This window comes from Burkholderia sp. AU31624 (assembly GCF_020420065.1).
Lineage (GTDB): Bacteria > Pseudomonadota > Gammaproteobacteria > Burkholderiales > Burkholderiaceae > Burkholderia.
On sequence record NZ_JAIZRT010000012.1, the window covers coordinates 206,826 to 222,864 of the forward strand.

15 protein-coding genes are annotated in these 16,039 nt (G+C 65.9%); 9 read left to right on the forward strand and 6 right to left on the reverse strand.

All coding sequences use genetic code 11. The annotated features are described in order from the left end of the window. Positions 1–89: 89 nt before the first annotated feature. Together LGM89_RS34205 and gcvA are read right to left on the reverse strand one after the other, a co-directional pair. Positions 90–398, reverse strand: a complete 309-nt coding sequence (locus tag LGM89_RS34205) for a DUF3761 domain-containing protein (protein ID WP_226207823.1) — start codon at positions 396–398, stop codon at positions 90–92. Positions 399–478: 80 nt separating this feature from the next. After that, entirely contained in the window at positions 479–1,396 is a 918-nt protein-coding gene (gene gcvA, locus LGM89_RS34210; RefSeq protein WP_089494016.1) for a transcriptional regulator GcvA, read from the reverse strand. 193 nt (positions 1,397–1,589) lie between these two features. Here gcvA and LGM89_RS34215 point away from each other — a divergent pair, with 193 nt between their 5' ends. From LGM89_RS34215 to LGM89_RS34235, 5 genes are all read left to right on the forward strand, one after another. Beyond that, positions 1,590–2,894, forward strand: coding sequence for an MFS transporter (locus tag LGM89_RS34215; RefSeq protein ID WP_089494017.1), 1,305 nt, complete (start codon positions 1,590–1,592; stop codon positions 2,892–2,894). 81 nt (positions 2,895–2,975) lie between these two features. After that, positions 2,976–3,320: an MmcQ/YjbR family DNA-binding protein gene (locus tag LGM89_RS34220; protein WP_089494018.1), complete on the forward strand. Its 345-nt coding sequence runs from the start codon at positions 2,976–2,978 to the stop codon at positions 3,318–3,320. Positions 3,321–3,738: 418 nt separating this feature from the next. Then, entirely contained in the window at positions 3,739–5,130 is a 1,392-nt protein-coding gene (gene gabP / locus LGM89_RS34225) for a GABA permease (RefSeq protein WP_089494019.1), read from the forward strand. A 240-nt stretch (positions 5,131–5,370) separates the two neighbouring features. Further along, on the forward strand, positions 5,371–6,342 hold the full coding sequence (locus tag LGM89_RS34230; RefSeq protein WP_226275387.1) for an alpha/beta fold hydrolase: 972 nt from the start codon (positions 5,371–5,373) through the stop codon (positions 6,340–6,342). 39 nt (positions 6,343–6,381) lie between these two features. Next, on the forward strand, positions 6,382–7,443 hold the full coding sequence (locus LGM89_RS34235) for a radical SAM protein (protein WP_226275389.1): 1,062 nt from the start codon (positions 6,382–6,384) through the stop codon (positions 7,441–7,443). Positions 7,444–7,586: 143 nt separating this feature from the next. On the opposite strand, the gene ychF is transcribed toward LGM89_RS34235, so the two are convergent. After that, positions 7,587–8,681, reverse strand: a complete 1,095-nt coding sequence (gene ychF, locus LGM89_RS34240) for a redox-regulated ATPase YchF (protein ID WP_089439131.1) — start codon at positions 8,679–8,681, stop codon at positions 7,587–7,589. Between the two features lie 246 nt (positions 8,682–8,927). On the opposite strand from ychF, the gene LGM89_RS34245 reads away from it, so the two are divergent. From LGM89_RS34245 to LGM89_RS34260, 4 genes are all read left to right on the forward strand, one after another. Then, positions 8,928–10,106, forward strand: a complete 1,179-nt coding sequence (locus LGM89_RS34245; RefSeq protein ID WP_089494022.1) for a UbiH/UbiF family hydroxylase — start codon at positions 8,928–8,930, stop codon at positions 10,104–10,106. A gap of 94 nt (positions 10,107–10,200) precedes the next feature. Further along, positions 10,201–10,929, forward strand: a complete 729-nt coding sequence (locus LGM89_RS34250) for a DsbC family protein (RefSeq protein ID WP_089424391.1) — start codon at positions 10,201–10,203, stop codon at positions 10,927–10,929. A 102-nt stretch (positions 10,930–11,031) separates the two neighbouring features. Then, positions 11,032–12,831 (forward strand): M61 family metallopeptidase, encoded by a 1,800-nt coding sequence (locus LGM89_RS34255; protein WP_226275391.1) that lies wholly within the window; start codon positions 11,032–11,034, stop codon positions 12,829–12,831. A gap of 147 nt (positions 12,832–12,978) precedes the next feature. Then, on the forward strand, positions 12,979–13,575 hold the full coding sequence (locus LGM89_RS34260; protein ID WP_039362334.1) for an FMN-dependent NADH-azoreductase: 597 nt from the start codon (positions 12,979–12,981) through the stop codon (positions 13,573–13,575). Positions 13,576–13,692: 117 nt separating this feature from the next. On the opposite strand, the gene LGM89_RS34265 is transcribed toward LGM89_RS34260, so the two are convergent. From LGM89_RS34265 to trpC, 3 genes are read right to left on the reverse strand one after another with little or no spacing between them, the layout of a single operon-like run. Then, positions 13,693–14,598, reverse strand: coding sequence for a uracil-DNA glycosylase (locus LGM89_RS34265; RefSeq protein ID WP_226207815.1), 906 nt, complete (start codon positions 14,596–14,598; stop codon positions 13,693–13,695). A 12-nt stretch (positions 14,599–14,610) separates the two neighbouring features. Further along, on the reverse strand, positions 14,611–15,237 hold the full coding sequence (locus LGM89_RS34270) for a CYTH domain-containing protein (protein WP_089424394.1): 627 nt from the start codon (positions 15,235–15,237) through the stop codon (positions 14,611–14,613). Beyond that, positions 15,237–16,022 carry an indole-3-glycerol phosphate synthase TrpC gene (trpC, locus tag LGM89_RS34275; RefSeq protein ID WP_226275394.1) on the reverse strand — a complete coding sequence of 262 codons (786 nt, stop codon included), beginning with the start codon at positions 16,020–16,022 and terminating at the stop codon, positions 15,237–15,239. Before trpC ends, LGM89_RS34270 begins: the two co-directional genes overlap by 1 nt. Positions 16,023–16,039: the final 17 nt, after the last annotated feature.

The window sequence follows — 16,039 nt, forward strand, 5'->3', positions numbered from 1 at the left end:
GCGGCGCGAGCGGCTATTGTACTTCGCCGCCGAGCGTCGCTGACAGCGGCGGGGGGCTGCAGCGGTCCGGATTGGCCATTCGGCCGAGGCTACAGCCACGCGGCGACGCCGCCGTGCCCCGAGCACGTGCCGCGCCGGTGGCGGCTGAAGCTGTACGTGCCGTCGCGACAGCGCGCGCTCGCGCCGTCGGGCACGCGGCCCGATTTCGAATGCGCGGGGGCGTGCACGGTTTCGCCGTCGCGGTTGCGATACGTGTCGTGGCGGTCGAGATCGGCTTCGTTGCTGTAGCCGGTCGGTGCGCGATACGCGTGTGCCGGAAGGGGCAGCGAGGCGCACGCGACGAAAAATGCGGCGGACAGCGTCGCGACGCGTGTCGCGCGGCGGAGCAGGGCGGGCATGGTCTCTCTCGGTCTGTTGTTATCGGTGCCGGGCCGCATGTTAGCCGATCGGCAGAAGAAGCGCGCCGTGACGGAGGGCACTACGCCGCGCCGGACATCGATGCCGCGCCGTCGGCCAGTGCGGCGTCGAGGATCCATCGGCGAAAGGCGGCAACTTTTGACCGTTCCGCGTGATGCGGCGGATAGACGAGGTAGTACGCGAAATCGTCGAGCCACGCGACGTCGGCGAGCTGCACGAGTCGGCCGCTCGCCAGCTCGCCGCGCACCATCGCGGCCGGCAGCAGCCCGGCGCCCTGGCCGGCGACGATCGCCTGCAGCAACAGGCCCGAGTCGTCGAACGCGGGGCCGCGCGGCGGGCCGAAGTCGTCGATCCGCTGTGCGCCGAACCAGATGTGCCAGCCCTTGCGCTCGGCGTCGTGCAACTGCGGCCAGCCGACGAGCTCGGCCGGCGTCGCCGGCATGCCGAGCCGCGCGACGAGTTCGGGCGACGCGAGCGCGACGATCTCCACCGTCAGCAGGCGCTCGCTGCACAGCCCGATGTAGCGCCCGAGGCCATGACGGATCGCGACGTCTACACCGTCGCGCGAGAAATCAGCCGGTGCATGGCTCGTGACGACCTGCAGGTCGACGTCCGGGCAAGCCTCCCGAAACTGCGCGAGGCGCGGGACGAGCCACGCGGATGCGAAAAACGGCGTGACGCTCACCGTCAGCACGCCGCTGTCGGCCGCACCCGACACGCGCTGCGACGCATCGGCGATCTGCCGGAACGCGTTGCGCACCGGCGGCAGGTAGTCGCGGCCGGCGGCCGTGAGCAGGATGCCGCGGTTGACGCGCTCGAACAGCTGTACACCGAGATGCGTCTCGAGCGTGCGGATCATCTGGCTTACCGCGCCGGGCGTGACCGACAGCTCCTCGGCAGCCGCCTTCACCGACAGGTGGCGGGCGGCCGCTTCGAATGCGCGCAGCGGGTTGAGAGGCGGCAAGCGGGAACGATTCATTCAGTTTTTCTAAATCGAAAGTCCGACGAAATATCGTTTGAGACGATGCGTATGCACGAGTACCGTTGACGCATCGGATCGTATGCTTCGCGACTGCCTGTCGGCAGCCGGTGCGATCAACATAGTTCAACTATATCCATGAGGCAATCCGGACGCCGCCCGGCAGCCGGCGGAACCTGAGAGGAGCATCGTCATGAACCGCCAGGGCGCATCGCGCGTTTTCTACGGCTGGTACGTGGTGGCGGCCGCGTTTGCCGTCACGTTCGTCGGTTTCGGCAGCGCATACACGTTCAGCGCCTTCGTCGAGTCGCTGCAGCAGGATTTCGCCGCGTCGCGCGGACAGATCTCGCTCGTGTTCTCGCTCGCCGGCTTCCTGTATTTCGGCTTCGGCATCGTCAGCGGGCCGCTGGCCGACCGCTTCGGCTCGCGGCGGCTCGCTGTCGCCGGGATGCTGCTGACGGGCATCGGGCTCGCGGCTGCCGGCGCCGCGCATACGCTGGTGCAGGTCTATGTCGCGTACGGGCTCGGTGTCGGTCTCGGCGTCGGCTGCGCGTACGTGCCGGCTGTCGGCGCCGTGCAGCGCTGGTTCGTGCGCCGGCGCGGCTTCGCGTCGGGGCTCGCGGTCGCCGGGATCGGCGTCGGCACGCTGGTGATGCCGCCGCTCGCGTCCGCGCTGATCGCGCACGTCGGCTGGCGCGGTGCGTATTTCGCGCTGGCCGTGATCGCGGTCGTGATCGGCGCGGGGATGGCGTTGCTGATCGAGAACGATCCGCGCGGGCGGGGGCTGCTGCCGGACGGGGAGGCGGCGCATGAGTCCGTCGAGGGCGGCGGCGCGAAAGCCACCGCGCGCGATGCGGGGGCTTCGGTGTCCGGTACAGCCGCGAGTCGCAAGCCGGCTGCCGGCGCGACGGTGCGCGAAGCCGTTACGTCGCGTTCGTTCGCGAGTCTCTACGCGGCATGCCTCATCTGCTCGTTTGGCGTGTTCGTCCCGTTCGTTCATCTCGTGCCGTACGCGCTCGATCATGGCGTCTCGTCATCGACGGCCGTGCTGCTGCTCGGCGCGATCGGCGTCGGCAGCACGGCCGGCCGCTTCTTCCTCGGCGGCCTCGCCGACCGCTTCGGCCGCCGCACGTCGCTGCTCGCGATGTTCGCGGGCATGGCCGTCGCGCTCGTTGCGTGGGCCGGCGCCGGCACCGTCCCCACGCTTGCCGCGTTCGCACTCGGGTTCGGCGTGTTCTACGGGGGCTGGGTCGCGGTGCTGCCGGCGGTGGTGATGGACTATTTCGGCGGCCGCAACGTGAGCGGGATCATCGGCGTGCTCTATACGAGCGTCGCATTCGGCACGCTGATCGGGCCGACCGCGGCCGGCTTCATCTATGACGCGGGCGGCGGCTATCTCGTTCCGATCCTGGCCAGTGCCGCCGCGAATGCGATCGCGTTCGCGATCGTCGCGACGACGGGGCGTGCGTCGACGGCCGCGCGTGCAGCGCGCGGATAAGCGCACTGCCCACGGCACGGCTTCGCGAATTCCGGTAGGGTGGCCGGATCGTGAACCGAAGGCATCCAGCCGGGAGGCTCCATGACATTCGACGAAGTCCGGCAGATCGCGCTGGCGTGGCGCGGCGTCGAGGAAGGCACGTCATACGGCACGCCCTCCCTCAAGGTGAAGGGCAAGATGCTCGCGCGGCTGCGCGAGGACGGCGACACGCTCGTCGTGAAAGGCGTCGGCCCCGACGAGCGCGCGTGGCTGATCGAATCGGAACCCGACGTGTATTACGTGACGGATCACTACGTCGGCTGGCCGATCGTGCTGGTGCGGCTGTCGGCGGCCCATCCGGACGCCGTGAAAAGCCTGCTTCTGCGAGAATGGCAGGCCGTCGTCCCCGCCAAATGGCGTGACGAGATGGCGAACGGCACGCGCTGACGCGCCGCCGGTTGCGACTGACTGACCCGATGTCGCCGGGCGCTTTCGGCGCGCTCGCGAGTCGCCACGGACGGTACAAGCGTTGCATCGATCGATGTCGATGCAACAAGTGGTTCCATCGAAATTCTTCAATTGGTTCTTAGTGAAGAACCGTTTGATGCTTACACTCCTTCGCTTCGAAGGCAGCTGACGAAAGCCGACGGAAAGGGCGCACGCGATGCGCCGGCGCCCTGCGTGCCGCATCGCACCCGCAGCTTCGCAGACTGCGTCGCGACCCGTTCCGGAACGGCCCCCGATCCGGCTGCGCGCCTGCATCCCGTGCAGGCGCCGCATCCGGCCCGGCTCAAGAACCACAATCCCCCGTGCTGCCTTCACGCGATACCCGGCCATACCGGAACCGTTTTTTGGAGAGAGACAGATGAGTGGAAGCAACACAGGCCTGGGTACGGGCCTGAAGCAGCGGCACGTGACGATGATGTCGATTGCCGGCGTGATCGGCGCGGGCCTGTTCGTCGGCTCCGGCCACGCGATCGCGGAAGCCGGCCCGGCGTCGATCCTCGCGTATGCGATCGCAGGGGTGCTGGTCGTGCTCGTGATGCGCATGCTCGGCGAGATGGCAGTCGCCCATCCGGACAGCGGTTCGTTCTCCACCTATGCCGATCGCGCGATCGGCCACTGGGCCGGTTTCTCGATCGGCTGGCTGTACTGGTGGTTCTGGGTGCTGGTGATCCCGATCGAGGCGACCGCCGCCGCGACCATTCTCAACGCATGGTTCCCTGGCGTCGCGACCTGGGTCTTCGCGCTTGGCATCACGCTGGTGCTGACGGTGACCAACCTCTTCTCGGTCAAGAACTACGGCGAATTCGAATTCTGGTTCGCGCTAATCAAGGTTGTCGCGATCGTCGTGTTCCTGTGCATCGGCGGTGCGGCGATCGTCGGCATCATCCCGGCGCCGGCTGTGTCGGGCGTGTCGAACCTGTTCGTGCATGACGGCTTCATGCCGCACGGCGCCGGCGCGGTGCTCGCGGCGATGCTGACGACGATGTTCTCGTTCCTCGGCACCGAGATCGTGACGATCGCGGCCGCCGAATCGGACAACCCGCAACGCCAGATCGTGCGCGCGACCAACTCGGTGATCTGGCGTATCACGCTGTTCTATCTCGGCTCGATTCTCGTCGTTGCGGCCATCGTGCCGTGGAACGACCCGCTGCTGCCGAAGCACGGCTCGTATCAGCGCGCGATGGAGCTGATCGGCGTCCCGAACGCGAAGGCGATCATCGACGTGATCGTGCTGGTGTCGGTCGCGAGCTGCCTGAATTCGGCGCTGTACACCGCGTCGCGGATGCTGTTCTCGCTGTCCAAGCGCAAGGATGCGCCCGCGTTCCTGCACCGCACCGATTCGACCGGCACGCCGCGCGCGGCCGTGCTCGCGTCGACCGCGTTCGGTTTCCTGACCGTGATCGCGAACTATCTGATGCCGGAGCAGGTGTTCGGCTTCCTGCTGGCAACGTCGGGCGCGATCGCGCTGCTCGTGTATCTCGTGATCGCGATCTCGCAGCTGCGGATGCGCAAGACGCTCGAATCGACCGGTGCGGACCTGACGCTGCGGATGTGGTTGTTCCCGTGGCTCACGTGGTTGGTGATCCTGTTCATCTGCGGCACACTGACCGTGATGCTCGTGAGCGAGGATCACCGGATGGAAGTGGGGGCGACGGCCGTGCTGGCGCTGATCGTGTTGCTGGCGTCGTGGCTGAACAAGCGTGGTCGCGATGCGCAGGCGAGCGAAGGGCGGCGCGTGTCGGCGACTTGAGTGGGTGAAGTGATGGCGGGCGGAAAGCCCGCGTCATGAAAAATGGCCCGACCGGCGTTTGCCGGTCGGGCCATTTGCTTTTGTCGCATCCAATGCGGCCGAAAATGCCGACGCGCGACGCGTTGCGAGAGGCAAGAAGCAACTAGCTCGCAATAATCGAACTCGTCTGATTTCGTCAACAAAGACATGCTCGTACATTGATTGCTTCGATTACCGAGGTGAATCGATGGATGAATCAATTTGGCATCCTTTGTTGATGATCGGCATTATCAGGAAGCACCTGATATCCAATTGCGCGATCGATACGCCTTGTCGTTTGTCGACTGTATCGAGGTCGCAACAATGACTGAGCGTTCGACTGCTCGCGTCGGCATAACTTTCTCCGCCCGCGACGGATTCCAGCTCAAGGGAACCTATTTCCCGGCGGCCGAGGGTGATCGTTCCCCGGTGCTCATCTGCCCTGCGACGGGAATCCGACAATCCTTTTATTTCCCGTTTGCAGATTGGCTAAGCAAAGGCGGTCATGCAACGGTCGTATTCGATTATCGGGGGATCGGCGCGTCGCTCGGTACGGATCACGTCCGCCAGTCCCGGGCGCGAAAACAGGACTGGGGGCAACTCGACATGCCCGCAGCGCTCGACTGGCTCCTTGGCAAAACCCGGGCGCGCGACGCGCACTTGATTGGGCATAGCGCGGGCGCACAGCTGGTCGGTCTGATGCCGAATCACGCGTCGATTCGCTCGCTATGCGCCATCTCGGCGTCTTCCGGGTATGTCGGCAATATTCGCTGGCCAAAGCGTTTCGCGGCCTTGCTGCTTGCCCATCTGTATGTGCCGATTTCCGCTCGACTGCTCGGTTACGTTCCGGCCAGGGTATTCGGCTGGGGAGATGATCTGCCGCCGTGCGTCGGACGTCAGTGGGCCCGATGGTGCCGTCGGCCCGGATATGTGGCGAACGAATTCGGAGCAGAGGTGGTGCGCCACTACTACGACGAATTTATCGCTCCCGTCACCGTTGTGGCCGCAACCGACGACCCGCTTGCCACGCCGGCCAATATTGCAGATTGGCTGCGCCTGCTGCCGAGCGCCAAGTCCGACGTCCACTTCATCCATCCAGAAAATCCCGACGGCCGAGCAATTGGCCACGTCGGCATGTTCCGCCGCGAGCATTCGTCGCTGTGGCCGGAACTCACCAGAGGGTTGCTGCGCTGACGGCGCGTGTCGTTCGCATCCTCACATCAGGAGACCATGATGGATGATTCAACAGAAATGAAATCGCGCTTCAGGGCCGTCAGAAATGAGGCGAAGGAGACGCGCGCGTCGCTTTACCATCTCACGAATCAATGCAACCTCCGTTGCAAGGGCTGCTGGTTTTTCGAGAACGAATTCGATACAGCATCGCAAGAGTTGAGCGATGCGCGTCGCCTTGAGCAGCGTGTGACGGAGGAGGCTGCGCGCGGGGTCAACGCGCCGCTATTGATTGGCGGCGAGCCTGCATTGCACCTCGATCGGATACGGATGTTCAGGAAATACATGCCGAAAGTGTCAGTGTCGACGAATGGACTTCGAAAAATCCCGTCTGAAGGATTCGAGGACATCACCATCGCGATCTCCGTATTTGGCGGCGGGCCACTCGACGATGAATTGCGTGCGATTGGTCCGAACGGAAAACGCTTCACCGGCTTATTCGACAAGACGCTGGCAAACTATCGCGACGACGAACGTGCGGGTTTTGTCTATGCAGTGACGATTGACGGTATTGCGTACATCGAGGAAACGGTGCGCAAAATTCGAGATAACGGGAATCGGTTGCTGTTCAATTACTACAGTCCCTACGACGTTGACGGCCCGCTACGTCGACGAGGCGAGGAGCGGTTGCTGGACGTCCTGCTCGACTTGAAAGCGAAATACCCTGAAACCATTGCAAGCCATCCCTATTATCTGACGGCCCTGATGCGGGGTGAGACCGCCTGGGGAGCATTCAATGGTGCTAGTTGTCCGAGCGTCAGCGAAGATCATCCGCAAAACGTGGATCGGTTCGCGTCGGGGTGGCCCGCGCTACCCAGGTTCAATGCGTATCGTGCCGATTTTGTCTCGCTTGCGCGCTGTTGTACGTCAGGAGAATGCGCGAAGTGTCGCGACAGCCAGGCCGTGATGTCCTGGTTGCTGGTTAACGCGAGGCACGTACTGCAGGAAGACGACGGACTTCGGACATGGACGGAGGTTGCTGAAAGCTATTTCAGTCAGTTTGTCTGGTCGAAATACCATCCGCGCAACCGTATGGAGCGCGCGTCGATTTGCGCAATGCAATGAGACGGCACAGGGGGGGGCACCATGCAGCTATGCATAGCCGGATCTAAATCGGACACGGGCGGCTCCGGTCGTGACTAGGCAGGTACACCGAAAAGTGAAAAGCCCGCAGAAGCGGGCTTTTCACTGAGGCGATAACGCAACGCTCAGACGTTGAACAGGAAGTTCATCACGTCGCCGTCGTGCACGACATATTCCTTCCCTTCCGCGCGCATCTTGCCGGCTTCCTTCGCGCCTTGCTCACCCTTGTACGTGACGAAATCGTCGAACGCGATCGTCTGCGCGCGGATGAAGCCGCGCTCGAAGTCGGTGTGGATCACGCCGGCTGCCTGCGGCGCCGTGTCGCCGATATGGATCGTCCATGCGCGCACTTCCTTCACGCCCGCGGTGAAGTACGTCTGCAGACCGAGCAGCTTGAAGCCCGCGCGGATCACGCGGTCGAGGCCCGGCTCTTCCATGCCCATGTCGGCGAGGAACGCTTCCTTGTCCGCATCGTCGAGATCGGCGATTTCCGCCTCGATCGCCGCACATACGGCCACGACCGGCGCATTCTCGCTTTCCGCGTACTTGCGGACCGCGTCGAGATGCGGGTTGTTCTCGAAACCGTCGTCCTTCACGTTGGCCACGTACATCGCCGGCTTCGCGGTGATCAGGCAGAACGGCTTGATCAGCGCCGCTTCGTCGTCCGACAGTTCGAGGCCGCGCACGGCCTTGCCCTGGTCGAGTTGAGCGCGCACTTTTTCGAGCACCGCGACGAGCTTTGCCGCTTCCTTGTCGTTGCCCGACTTCGCGGCCTTCGAATAGCGCGTGAGCGCCTTCTCGACGGTGCCGAGGTCGGCGAGCGCGAGCTCGGTGTTGATCACTTCGATGTCGTCGATCGGGCTGACCTTGCCGGCGACGTGAATGACGTTCTCGTCCTCGAAGCAGCGCACGACGTGCGTGATCGCGTCGGTTTCGCGGATGTTCGCGAGGAACTGGTTGCCGAGGCCTTCACCCTTGCTCGCGCCCGCGACGAGGCCCGCGATGTCGACGAATTCGACGACGGCCGGTACGACACGCTCCGGCTTGACGATCTCGGAGAGCGCCTTCAGGCGCGTATCGGGCACTTCGACGATGCCGACGTTCGGCTCGATCGTGCAGAACGGGTAGTTCTCGGCGGCGATGCCGGCCTTGGTCAGCGCATTGAACAGGGTGGACTTGCCGACGTTGGGCAAGCCGACGATGCCGCATTTGAGACTCATGGAATCCTTCGGACGGGTAAGGCGGCGCGGCCGGACAGGGCACGGCGGCGCGGGAAAAAAGGGCGGCCGGCGCGTGGGGCGCGGCGGGCCGACGGTCAAAGTCGCTATTGTACCGTGCCGACGCCCCGGATTCCGGGCAGGCGCCGAATGGCCGATGCGGCGGGCCGCTGCGTTGCCGCATCGCCCTGCGATTCTGCTGATTTCCCGCAAAGTCCGGCCGCGTAAGGGTTTGGCCCCGCGGCTATAATGCCCGCCATGACTGCCCACCACACCTTCGACGTCGCCGTGGTCGGCGGCGGGCTCGTCGGCAAGACGGCCGCGCTCGCGCTGACCCAGTCCGGCTACAAGACAGCCTTGCTCGCCCAGCCGGCCACGCCGCGCCCCGCCGATCTCGCCTTCGACACGCGCGTCTACGCGCTGTCCTCCAGTTCGCAGGCGCTGCTCGAGCGGCTGCGCGTCTGGCAGGCGCTCGATCACAGCCGGCTTGCGCCGGTCTACGACATGCGCGTGTACGGCGACGCGCACGCGGAACTGCATTTCTCCGCGTACCAGGCGTCCGTGCCGCAGCTCGCGTGGATCGCCGAATCGTCGCTGGTCGAGGCGTCGCTCGACGCCGCGCTGCGGTTCCAGCCGAACCTCACGTGGTTCGATGCGCGCGCACAGGGCTTCGACGTGCGCGACGACGCGGCCGTGCTCACGCTGTCGTCGGGGCAGGTGCTGGAAGCGGACCTCGTCGTCGGCGCGGACGGCGCGCATTCGTGGGTGCGCTCGCAAATGGGGGCCAAGGTCGAGCGGCGCGACTACCGGCAAACCGGCGTCGTCGCGAACTTCAAGGCGTCGTTGCCGCACCGCGAGACCGCCTACCAGTGGTTCCACGAAGGCGAGATCGTCGCGCTGCTGCCGCTGCCGGACGGCCATGTATCGCTCGTCTGGTCCGCGCACACCGCGCATGCAGACGAATTGCTCGCACTCGATCCGGCGCAGCTCGCGGCCGAAGTCGAGCGCGTGTCGCACGGTCAGGTCGGCACGCTCGACTGCGTGACGCCGGCTGCCGGCTTCCCGCTGGCGCTGCAGACGGTCGACAAGCTGATCGCACCGCGCGTCGCGCTCGTCGGCGATGCCGCGCACCTGATCCACCCGCTCGCGGGGCAGGGGATGAATCTCGGCTTGCGCGACGTCGCGGCGCTTGCCGACGCGATCGCGGGCAAGGAAAGCTTCCGCAACCTCGGTGATACGGTGCTGCTGCGTCGCTACGAGCGTTCGCGCCGCGAGGACATCCGCGCGCTGATGGTCGCGACCGATGGGTTGCAGCGGCTGTTCGCCGTGCCGGGCTCGCTCGCGAAGGTCGTGCGCAACGCGGGCATGGCCTTCGTCGGCGCGCAGCCGCTCGTGAAGCGCTGGCTCGTATCGGCCGCGCTCGGCTGATCGATCGAACCTTCGGCCGCTTCGCCGGTCGGACACGGTTCCGTTACGGCGTACACTGTGCCGTGCACTCCGATTGAGCTGAAGGAAGATTTCGATGAAAAAAACGATCCGCATCGCGTCGCTGGCGCTGGCCGTCACGATGGCGACGCTTGGCTGCACCGCGCAGGCCGACCAGACCACCGACAAGCTGAAAGCAACGCTGCAGGCCCGCCTCGGCAGCGACGCACCGATCAAGAGCGTGTCGAAAGCGCCGGTCGCCGGCCTTTACGAAGTCAACCTCGGCTCGCAGATCATCTATAGCGATGCGGCAGGCGATTACGTGCTGCTCGGCGATCTCGTCGACACCAAGACGCACAAGAACCTGACCGACGCGCGCCTGTCCGAAATCAACAAGATCGACTTCGCGAGCCTGCCGTTCGCGAATGCGATCAAGGTCGTCAAGGGCAACGGCGCCCGCAAGATCGCCGTGTTCTCCGATCCGAACTGCCCGTATTGCAAGAAGCTCGAGACGACGCTGCAGTCGGTCGACAACGTGACCGTCTACACGTTCCTGTACCCGGTGCTGTCGCCGGATTCGACCGCGAAGTCGAAGGCGATCTGGTGCGCGACCGATCGCGCGAAAACGTGGCAGGGCTGGATGCTCGACCACCGCGCGCCGTCCGGCGCCGGTACTTGCGACACGACCGCGCTCGACAAGAACCTCGCGCTCGGCCGCGGGATGAACGTCACGGGCACGCCGACGATCTTCCTGCCGGACGGCCGCCGCCTGCCGGGCGCCGTGTCGGCCGACCAGCTCAACCAGGCGCTCGCCTCGAGCAAGTAACCGACACACGCCGGGCCGTATGGCCCGGCCAGCGAGGGGCGCCCGCATCTGCCGGCGCCTCTCTTCGTTTCCGCCGCCGTATTCGACCGACCGATTGCCACGATGACCCAGCCGATCCGCTATTCGATAGTTCCGAAAGATCTTGCCGCGCACCTGTTCGAAGTGTCGGTGACGGTCACCGATCCCGACCCCGAAGGCCAGCGCTTTTCGTTGCCGGTGTGGATTCCGGGCAGCTACCTGGTGCGCGAGTTCGCGCGCAACATCGTGACGCTCGGCGCGTTCAACGACGCAGGCCGCAAGGTGCGGATCGCGAAGACCGACAAGCACACGTGGCAGGCCGCACCCGTGAACGGCACGCTGACGCTGCGCTACGACGTGTATGCGTGGGACCTGTCGGTGCGCTCCGCGTATCTCGATGAATCGGGCGGCTTCTTCAACGCGACGGCCGTGTTCCTGAGCGTCGCGGGCCACGAGGAGGCGCCGTGTGAAGTCGATATCGCGAAGCCGGCCGGTGCGGCGTTCCGCGCATGGCGCGTCGGCACGTCGCTGCCCGAGGCGCGCGGCACCAAGCGTTACGGGTTCGGCGCCTATCGCGCAGCGAACTACGACGAGCTCTCCGACCATCCGGTGACGATCGGCGAATTCGCGCTCGCGACGTTCGACGCGCACGGCGTGCCGCACGACATCGTGATCGCGGGGCGCGTGACGCAACTCGACCTGGAGCGCCTGCGCGCCGACCTGAAGCGCGTGTGCGAAGCGCAGATTGCGCTGTTCGAGCCGAAATCGAAGAAAGCGCCGATGGACCGCTATGTGTTCATGACGCTGGCGGTCAGCGACGGCTACGGTGGCCTCGAGCACCGCGCGTCGACCGCGCTGATCTGCAACCGCACCGACCTGCCGGTGAAGGGGCGGCCCGAAACGACGGAAGGCTATCGCACGTATCTCGGGCTCTGCAGCCACGAGTACTTCCATACGTGGAACGTGAAGCGCATCAAGCCGGCGGCGTTCGTGCCGTACGACCTGTCGAAGGAAAACTACACGTCGCTGCTGTGGCTGTTCGAGGGCTTCACGTCGTATTACGACGACCTGATGCTGGTGCGCAGCGGGCTGATGTCGCAGGACGAATATTTCGCGGCGCTCGGCCGTACGGTCGGCGGTGTGCTGCGCGGCACGGGGCGCCTGAAGCAGAGCGTCGCCGAAAGCTCGTTCGACGCGTGGATCAAGTACTACCGCCAGGACGAGAACGCGACCAACGCAATCGTCAGCTACTACACGAAGGGTTCGCTCGTCGCACTCGCCTTCGATCTCGCGATCCGCGCGCAGACGCGCAACAAGAAGTCGCTCGACGACGTGATGCGCCTGCTGTGGCAGCGCTACGGCCGCGATTTCTACCGCGGCAAGCAAATGGGCGTCGAGGAGAACGAAGTCGAGGCGCTGATCGAAGCGGCGACGGGCGTCGCGCTCGGCCGCCTGTTCGCCGATGCCGTGCACGGCACGCGCGACCTGCCGCTCGCCGAACTGCTCGCACCGTTCGGCGTGACGCTTGCGCCCGATGTCGCGAACGGCGCGATCGCGAAGCCGACGATCGGCGCGCGCCTGCGCGGCGGCGCGGACTGCACGCTCGCGGCCGTCTACGAAGGCGGCGCCGCACATCGTGCGGGGCTGTCGGCCGGCGACATGCTGATCGCGGTCGACGGGCTGCGCGTCACGGGCACCAACCTCGACGCACTGCTCGCGCGCTACCGGCCCGGTGACAAGGTCGAGGTTCACGCCTTCCGTCGCGACGAGCTCCGCACCGCGAAACTGAAGCTCGACGGCCCGGAAGTCACGCGCTACCGGCTGACGGCGGCCGCGAAGCCGGCCGCGGTTTCGAAGGCCCGGGAGGCCTGGCTGAAGGGTTGAGCGGTCTGAAGCGGGTATCGGGGCGCGATCAACGATTGTTCTGCTGCTGCAACAATCCGTCGCCCTGAACCCGCTTTTTCGCGGTCGTGCGGCCACGCACAATGGCGTCACTCGCGCTACCCAAGCGCAACCCTACTGGAGCCTGACATGACGACCATTCTGCAAATCAATTCCGCCGCGCGTTCGCAAGGTGCGCAATCCACGCTGCTGGCCAACGAACTGACGGCAAAGCTGCAACAATCGAACCCCGGCGCGAACGTCGTGGTTCGCGACCTGCTGGCCGACGCGCTGCCGCACCTCGACGAATCGGTGCTCGGCGCGTTCTTCACGCCGGCCGACAAGCGCACCGCGGAACAGAATGCGATCGTCGCGAAGAGCGATGCACTGATCGCCGAACTGCAAGCTGCCGACATCATCGTGATCGGCGCACCGATGTACAACTTCGGCATCTCCTCGCAACTGAAGACGTACTTCGACTGGATCGCACGTGCAGGCGTAACGTTCCGCTACACCGAGAACGGTCCGGAAGGTCTGATCAAGGGCAAGAAGGTTCACGTGGTGACGGCCCGTGGCGGCAAGTACGCCGGTACGCCGAACGACAGCCAGACCCCGTACCTGCGTACGTTCCTCGGCTTCGTCGGCATGACCGACGTGAACTTCATCTTCGCGGAAGGCCTGAACCTCGGCGCGGATGCGCAAAGCGCAGCGCTGGCTGGCGCACGCGAAGCGATCGCCGCCGCGTAAGGTCGATGCGGGTGCGCCGCACCCGCCGCATCGCCCGATAAAAAAACGCCGCGACCCGAAAGGGGCGCGGCGTTTTTGCATGCCGGCTGGCGTGGCGAACGAACGGCGGCGCGGCGGTTACGCGAGCGTTTCCGCCACTTCAGGCAGGCGCCAGTCGATCGGTTCGCGGCCTGCCTCGACCAGATAGTCGTTCGCGAGCGCGAAATGGCGGCAGCCGAGGAAGCCGCGGTGCGCGGACAGCGGCGACGGATGCGGCGCCTCGAGCACGCAGTGCGCGCTGGCGTCGAACAGCGCGCGCTTCGCCTGCGCGTGGGCGCCCCACAGCATGAAGACGAGCCCCTGATGGCGGCCGGCGAGTTCGCGGATCAGCGTGTCCGTGCACTGCTCCCAACCGCGCTTCGCATGGCTCGCGGCGGCCCCGCGCTCGACCGTCAGCACCGTGTTGAGCAGCAGTACGCCCTGGCGCGCCCAGGTGTCGAGGCAGCCATGGCGCGGCGTGTCGTGGCCGAAGTTCGCGGCGATTTCCTTGAAGATGTTGCGCAGCGACGGCGGCGTGCGCACGGCCGGCGGCACCGAGAACGCGAGCCCGTGCGCCTGCGGCGTGCCGCGATCGTCGCCGTGGTACGGGTCCTGGCCGAGGATCACGACTTTTACGTCGTCCGGGCTCGTCAGGCGCAGCGCGCGGAACACGTCGGTCGGGTAGACCGTCTTGCCGGCCGCACGCTCGTCATCGACGAAGCGGCACAGCGGCGCATACGCGTCGCTGTCGGTAAAGGGTTTCAGCACGTCGCGCCAGACGGGCGGCAGCGCGTCGAATTGCGCGGCGAGGTGCGGGACGTCGGCGGCAACGGGCTGCGGTGCCGTCGGGGCCGCAGCCGGAGCCGCGGCTTTCTTTGCGGGCTTGCGTCCGGCCGCGGGCGCTTCGGGCGCCGGGGACGGGGTATCGGCCGGTGCCGTTTCCGGCACGGGATCATCGAACAGCGACGCCTGTTGCGGCGCGCGGGAAGTCTTGCGGGTTGCCATGCGTGATGCGGGTTATTGCGCGCGCAGCCGGTAGCCGCGCTGCGCCTTGCTGATGTTTTCGGGAACGAGGCCCGGCAGCGCTTGCTGCAATTCGGCGGCGAGCGTTGCGAGCGCCGCCTCCGGGCCGTCGATCAGTTCGAGTTCGATTTCGCTGATCGGTTCGCGGCGCGTTTCGTGTTCCGCCTGGACGACGATCTCGCCGAGGTCCACCGCGGCTTCGACGGTTGCGCCGCCGATTGCGATGCGCCACAGCGTACGCGAAAAATCCGTGCGAAACAGCGCCGACAGCGAGCCGGCCGCGTCATTCAGCGCGGCGGCGGCTTCCGGCACGTCGCAGGCCGCGACGAGCGCGTCGATTTCGAGCGCGTCGCCGGCGACCGGCAGCTCCCACTCGTGGCGGCGATGCAGGCCGCCTTCCGCGCTGCCGACCGTCTTGAACGTCTGCAGCCAGCCTTGCGGCGTGCGGCGCACGCGCACCGCGCTCTTCGAGCGGGCCAGCGCGAGATCGGGCGTGTCGTAATAGACGTTCGCGAGCGTGATGTCGCGACCGGGTTCGCCGGTCAGCGTCTCGAAGAAGCGTCGCGCGGCGTCGGCCTGGCCGGCCGGCAGCGCAAGCTTGATTTCCTTTTCGATCGCCATCAGAAGAACATCCGTGCGAGTTCCTCGCCCGGCTGCTCGGCGCGCATGAACGCCTCGCCGACGAGGAACGTGTTCACGTTTGCCGCACGCATCGTGTCGACGTCGGTGCGCGACAGGATGCCGGATTCGGTCACGACGATCCGGTCCGCCGGAATCATGTCGAGCATGTCGAGCGTGGTCTGGATCGACGTCTCGAACGTGCGCAGATTGCGGTTGTTGATGCCGAGCAGCGGCGTCTTGAGCGTCAGCGCCTGCTCCATCTCGTTGCGGTCGTGTACTTCGACCAGCACCGCGAGGCCGAGCGAGTGCGCATACGCTTCGAGATCCTGCATCAGCGGCGTGTCGAGTGCGGCGGCGATCAGCAGGATCGCGTCGGCACCCATCGCGCGCGCTTCGATGATCTGGTACGCGTCGACGATGAAGTCCTTGCGCAGCACCGGCAGCTCGCAGGCCGCGCGCGCTTGTTCGAGATAGCGGGCGCTGCCCTGGAAGAACTGCTCGTCGGTCAGCACCGACAGGCACGCGGCGCCGTGCGCTGCATACGAACGCGCGATGTCGGCCGGCACGAAATTCTCGCGCAGCACGCCCTTCGACGGGCTGGCCTTCTTGATTTCGGAAATCACGGCCGCGTGGCCGGCCGCATGCTTCGCGCGCAATGCGCCGACGAAGTCGCGCAGGTCGCGCGCGGACGCTTCCAGTTTCAGTGCCTCGAGCGGCGCGCTGCGCATGGCCGCCGCGACTTCTTCGCGCTTGACGGCGATGATTCGGTCGAGAATGTCGCTCATGTGGATTCCTGCTTGAT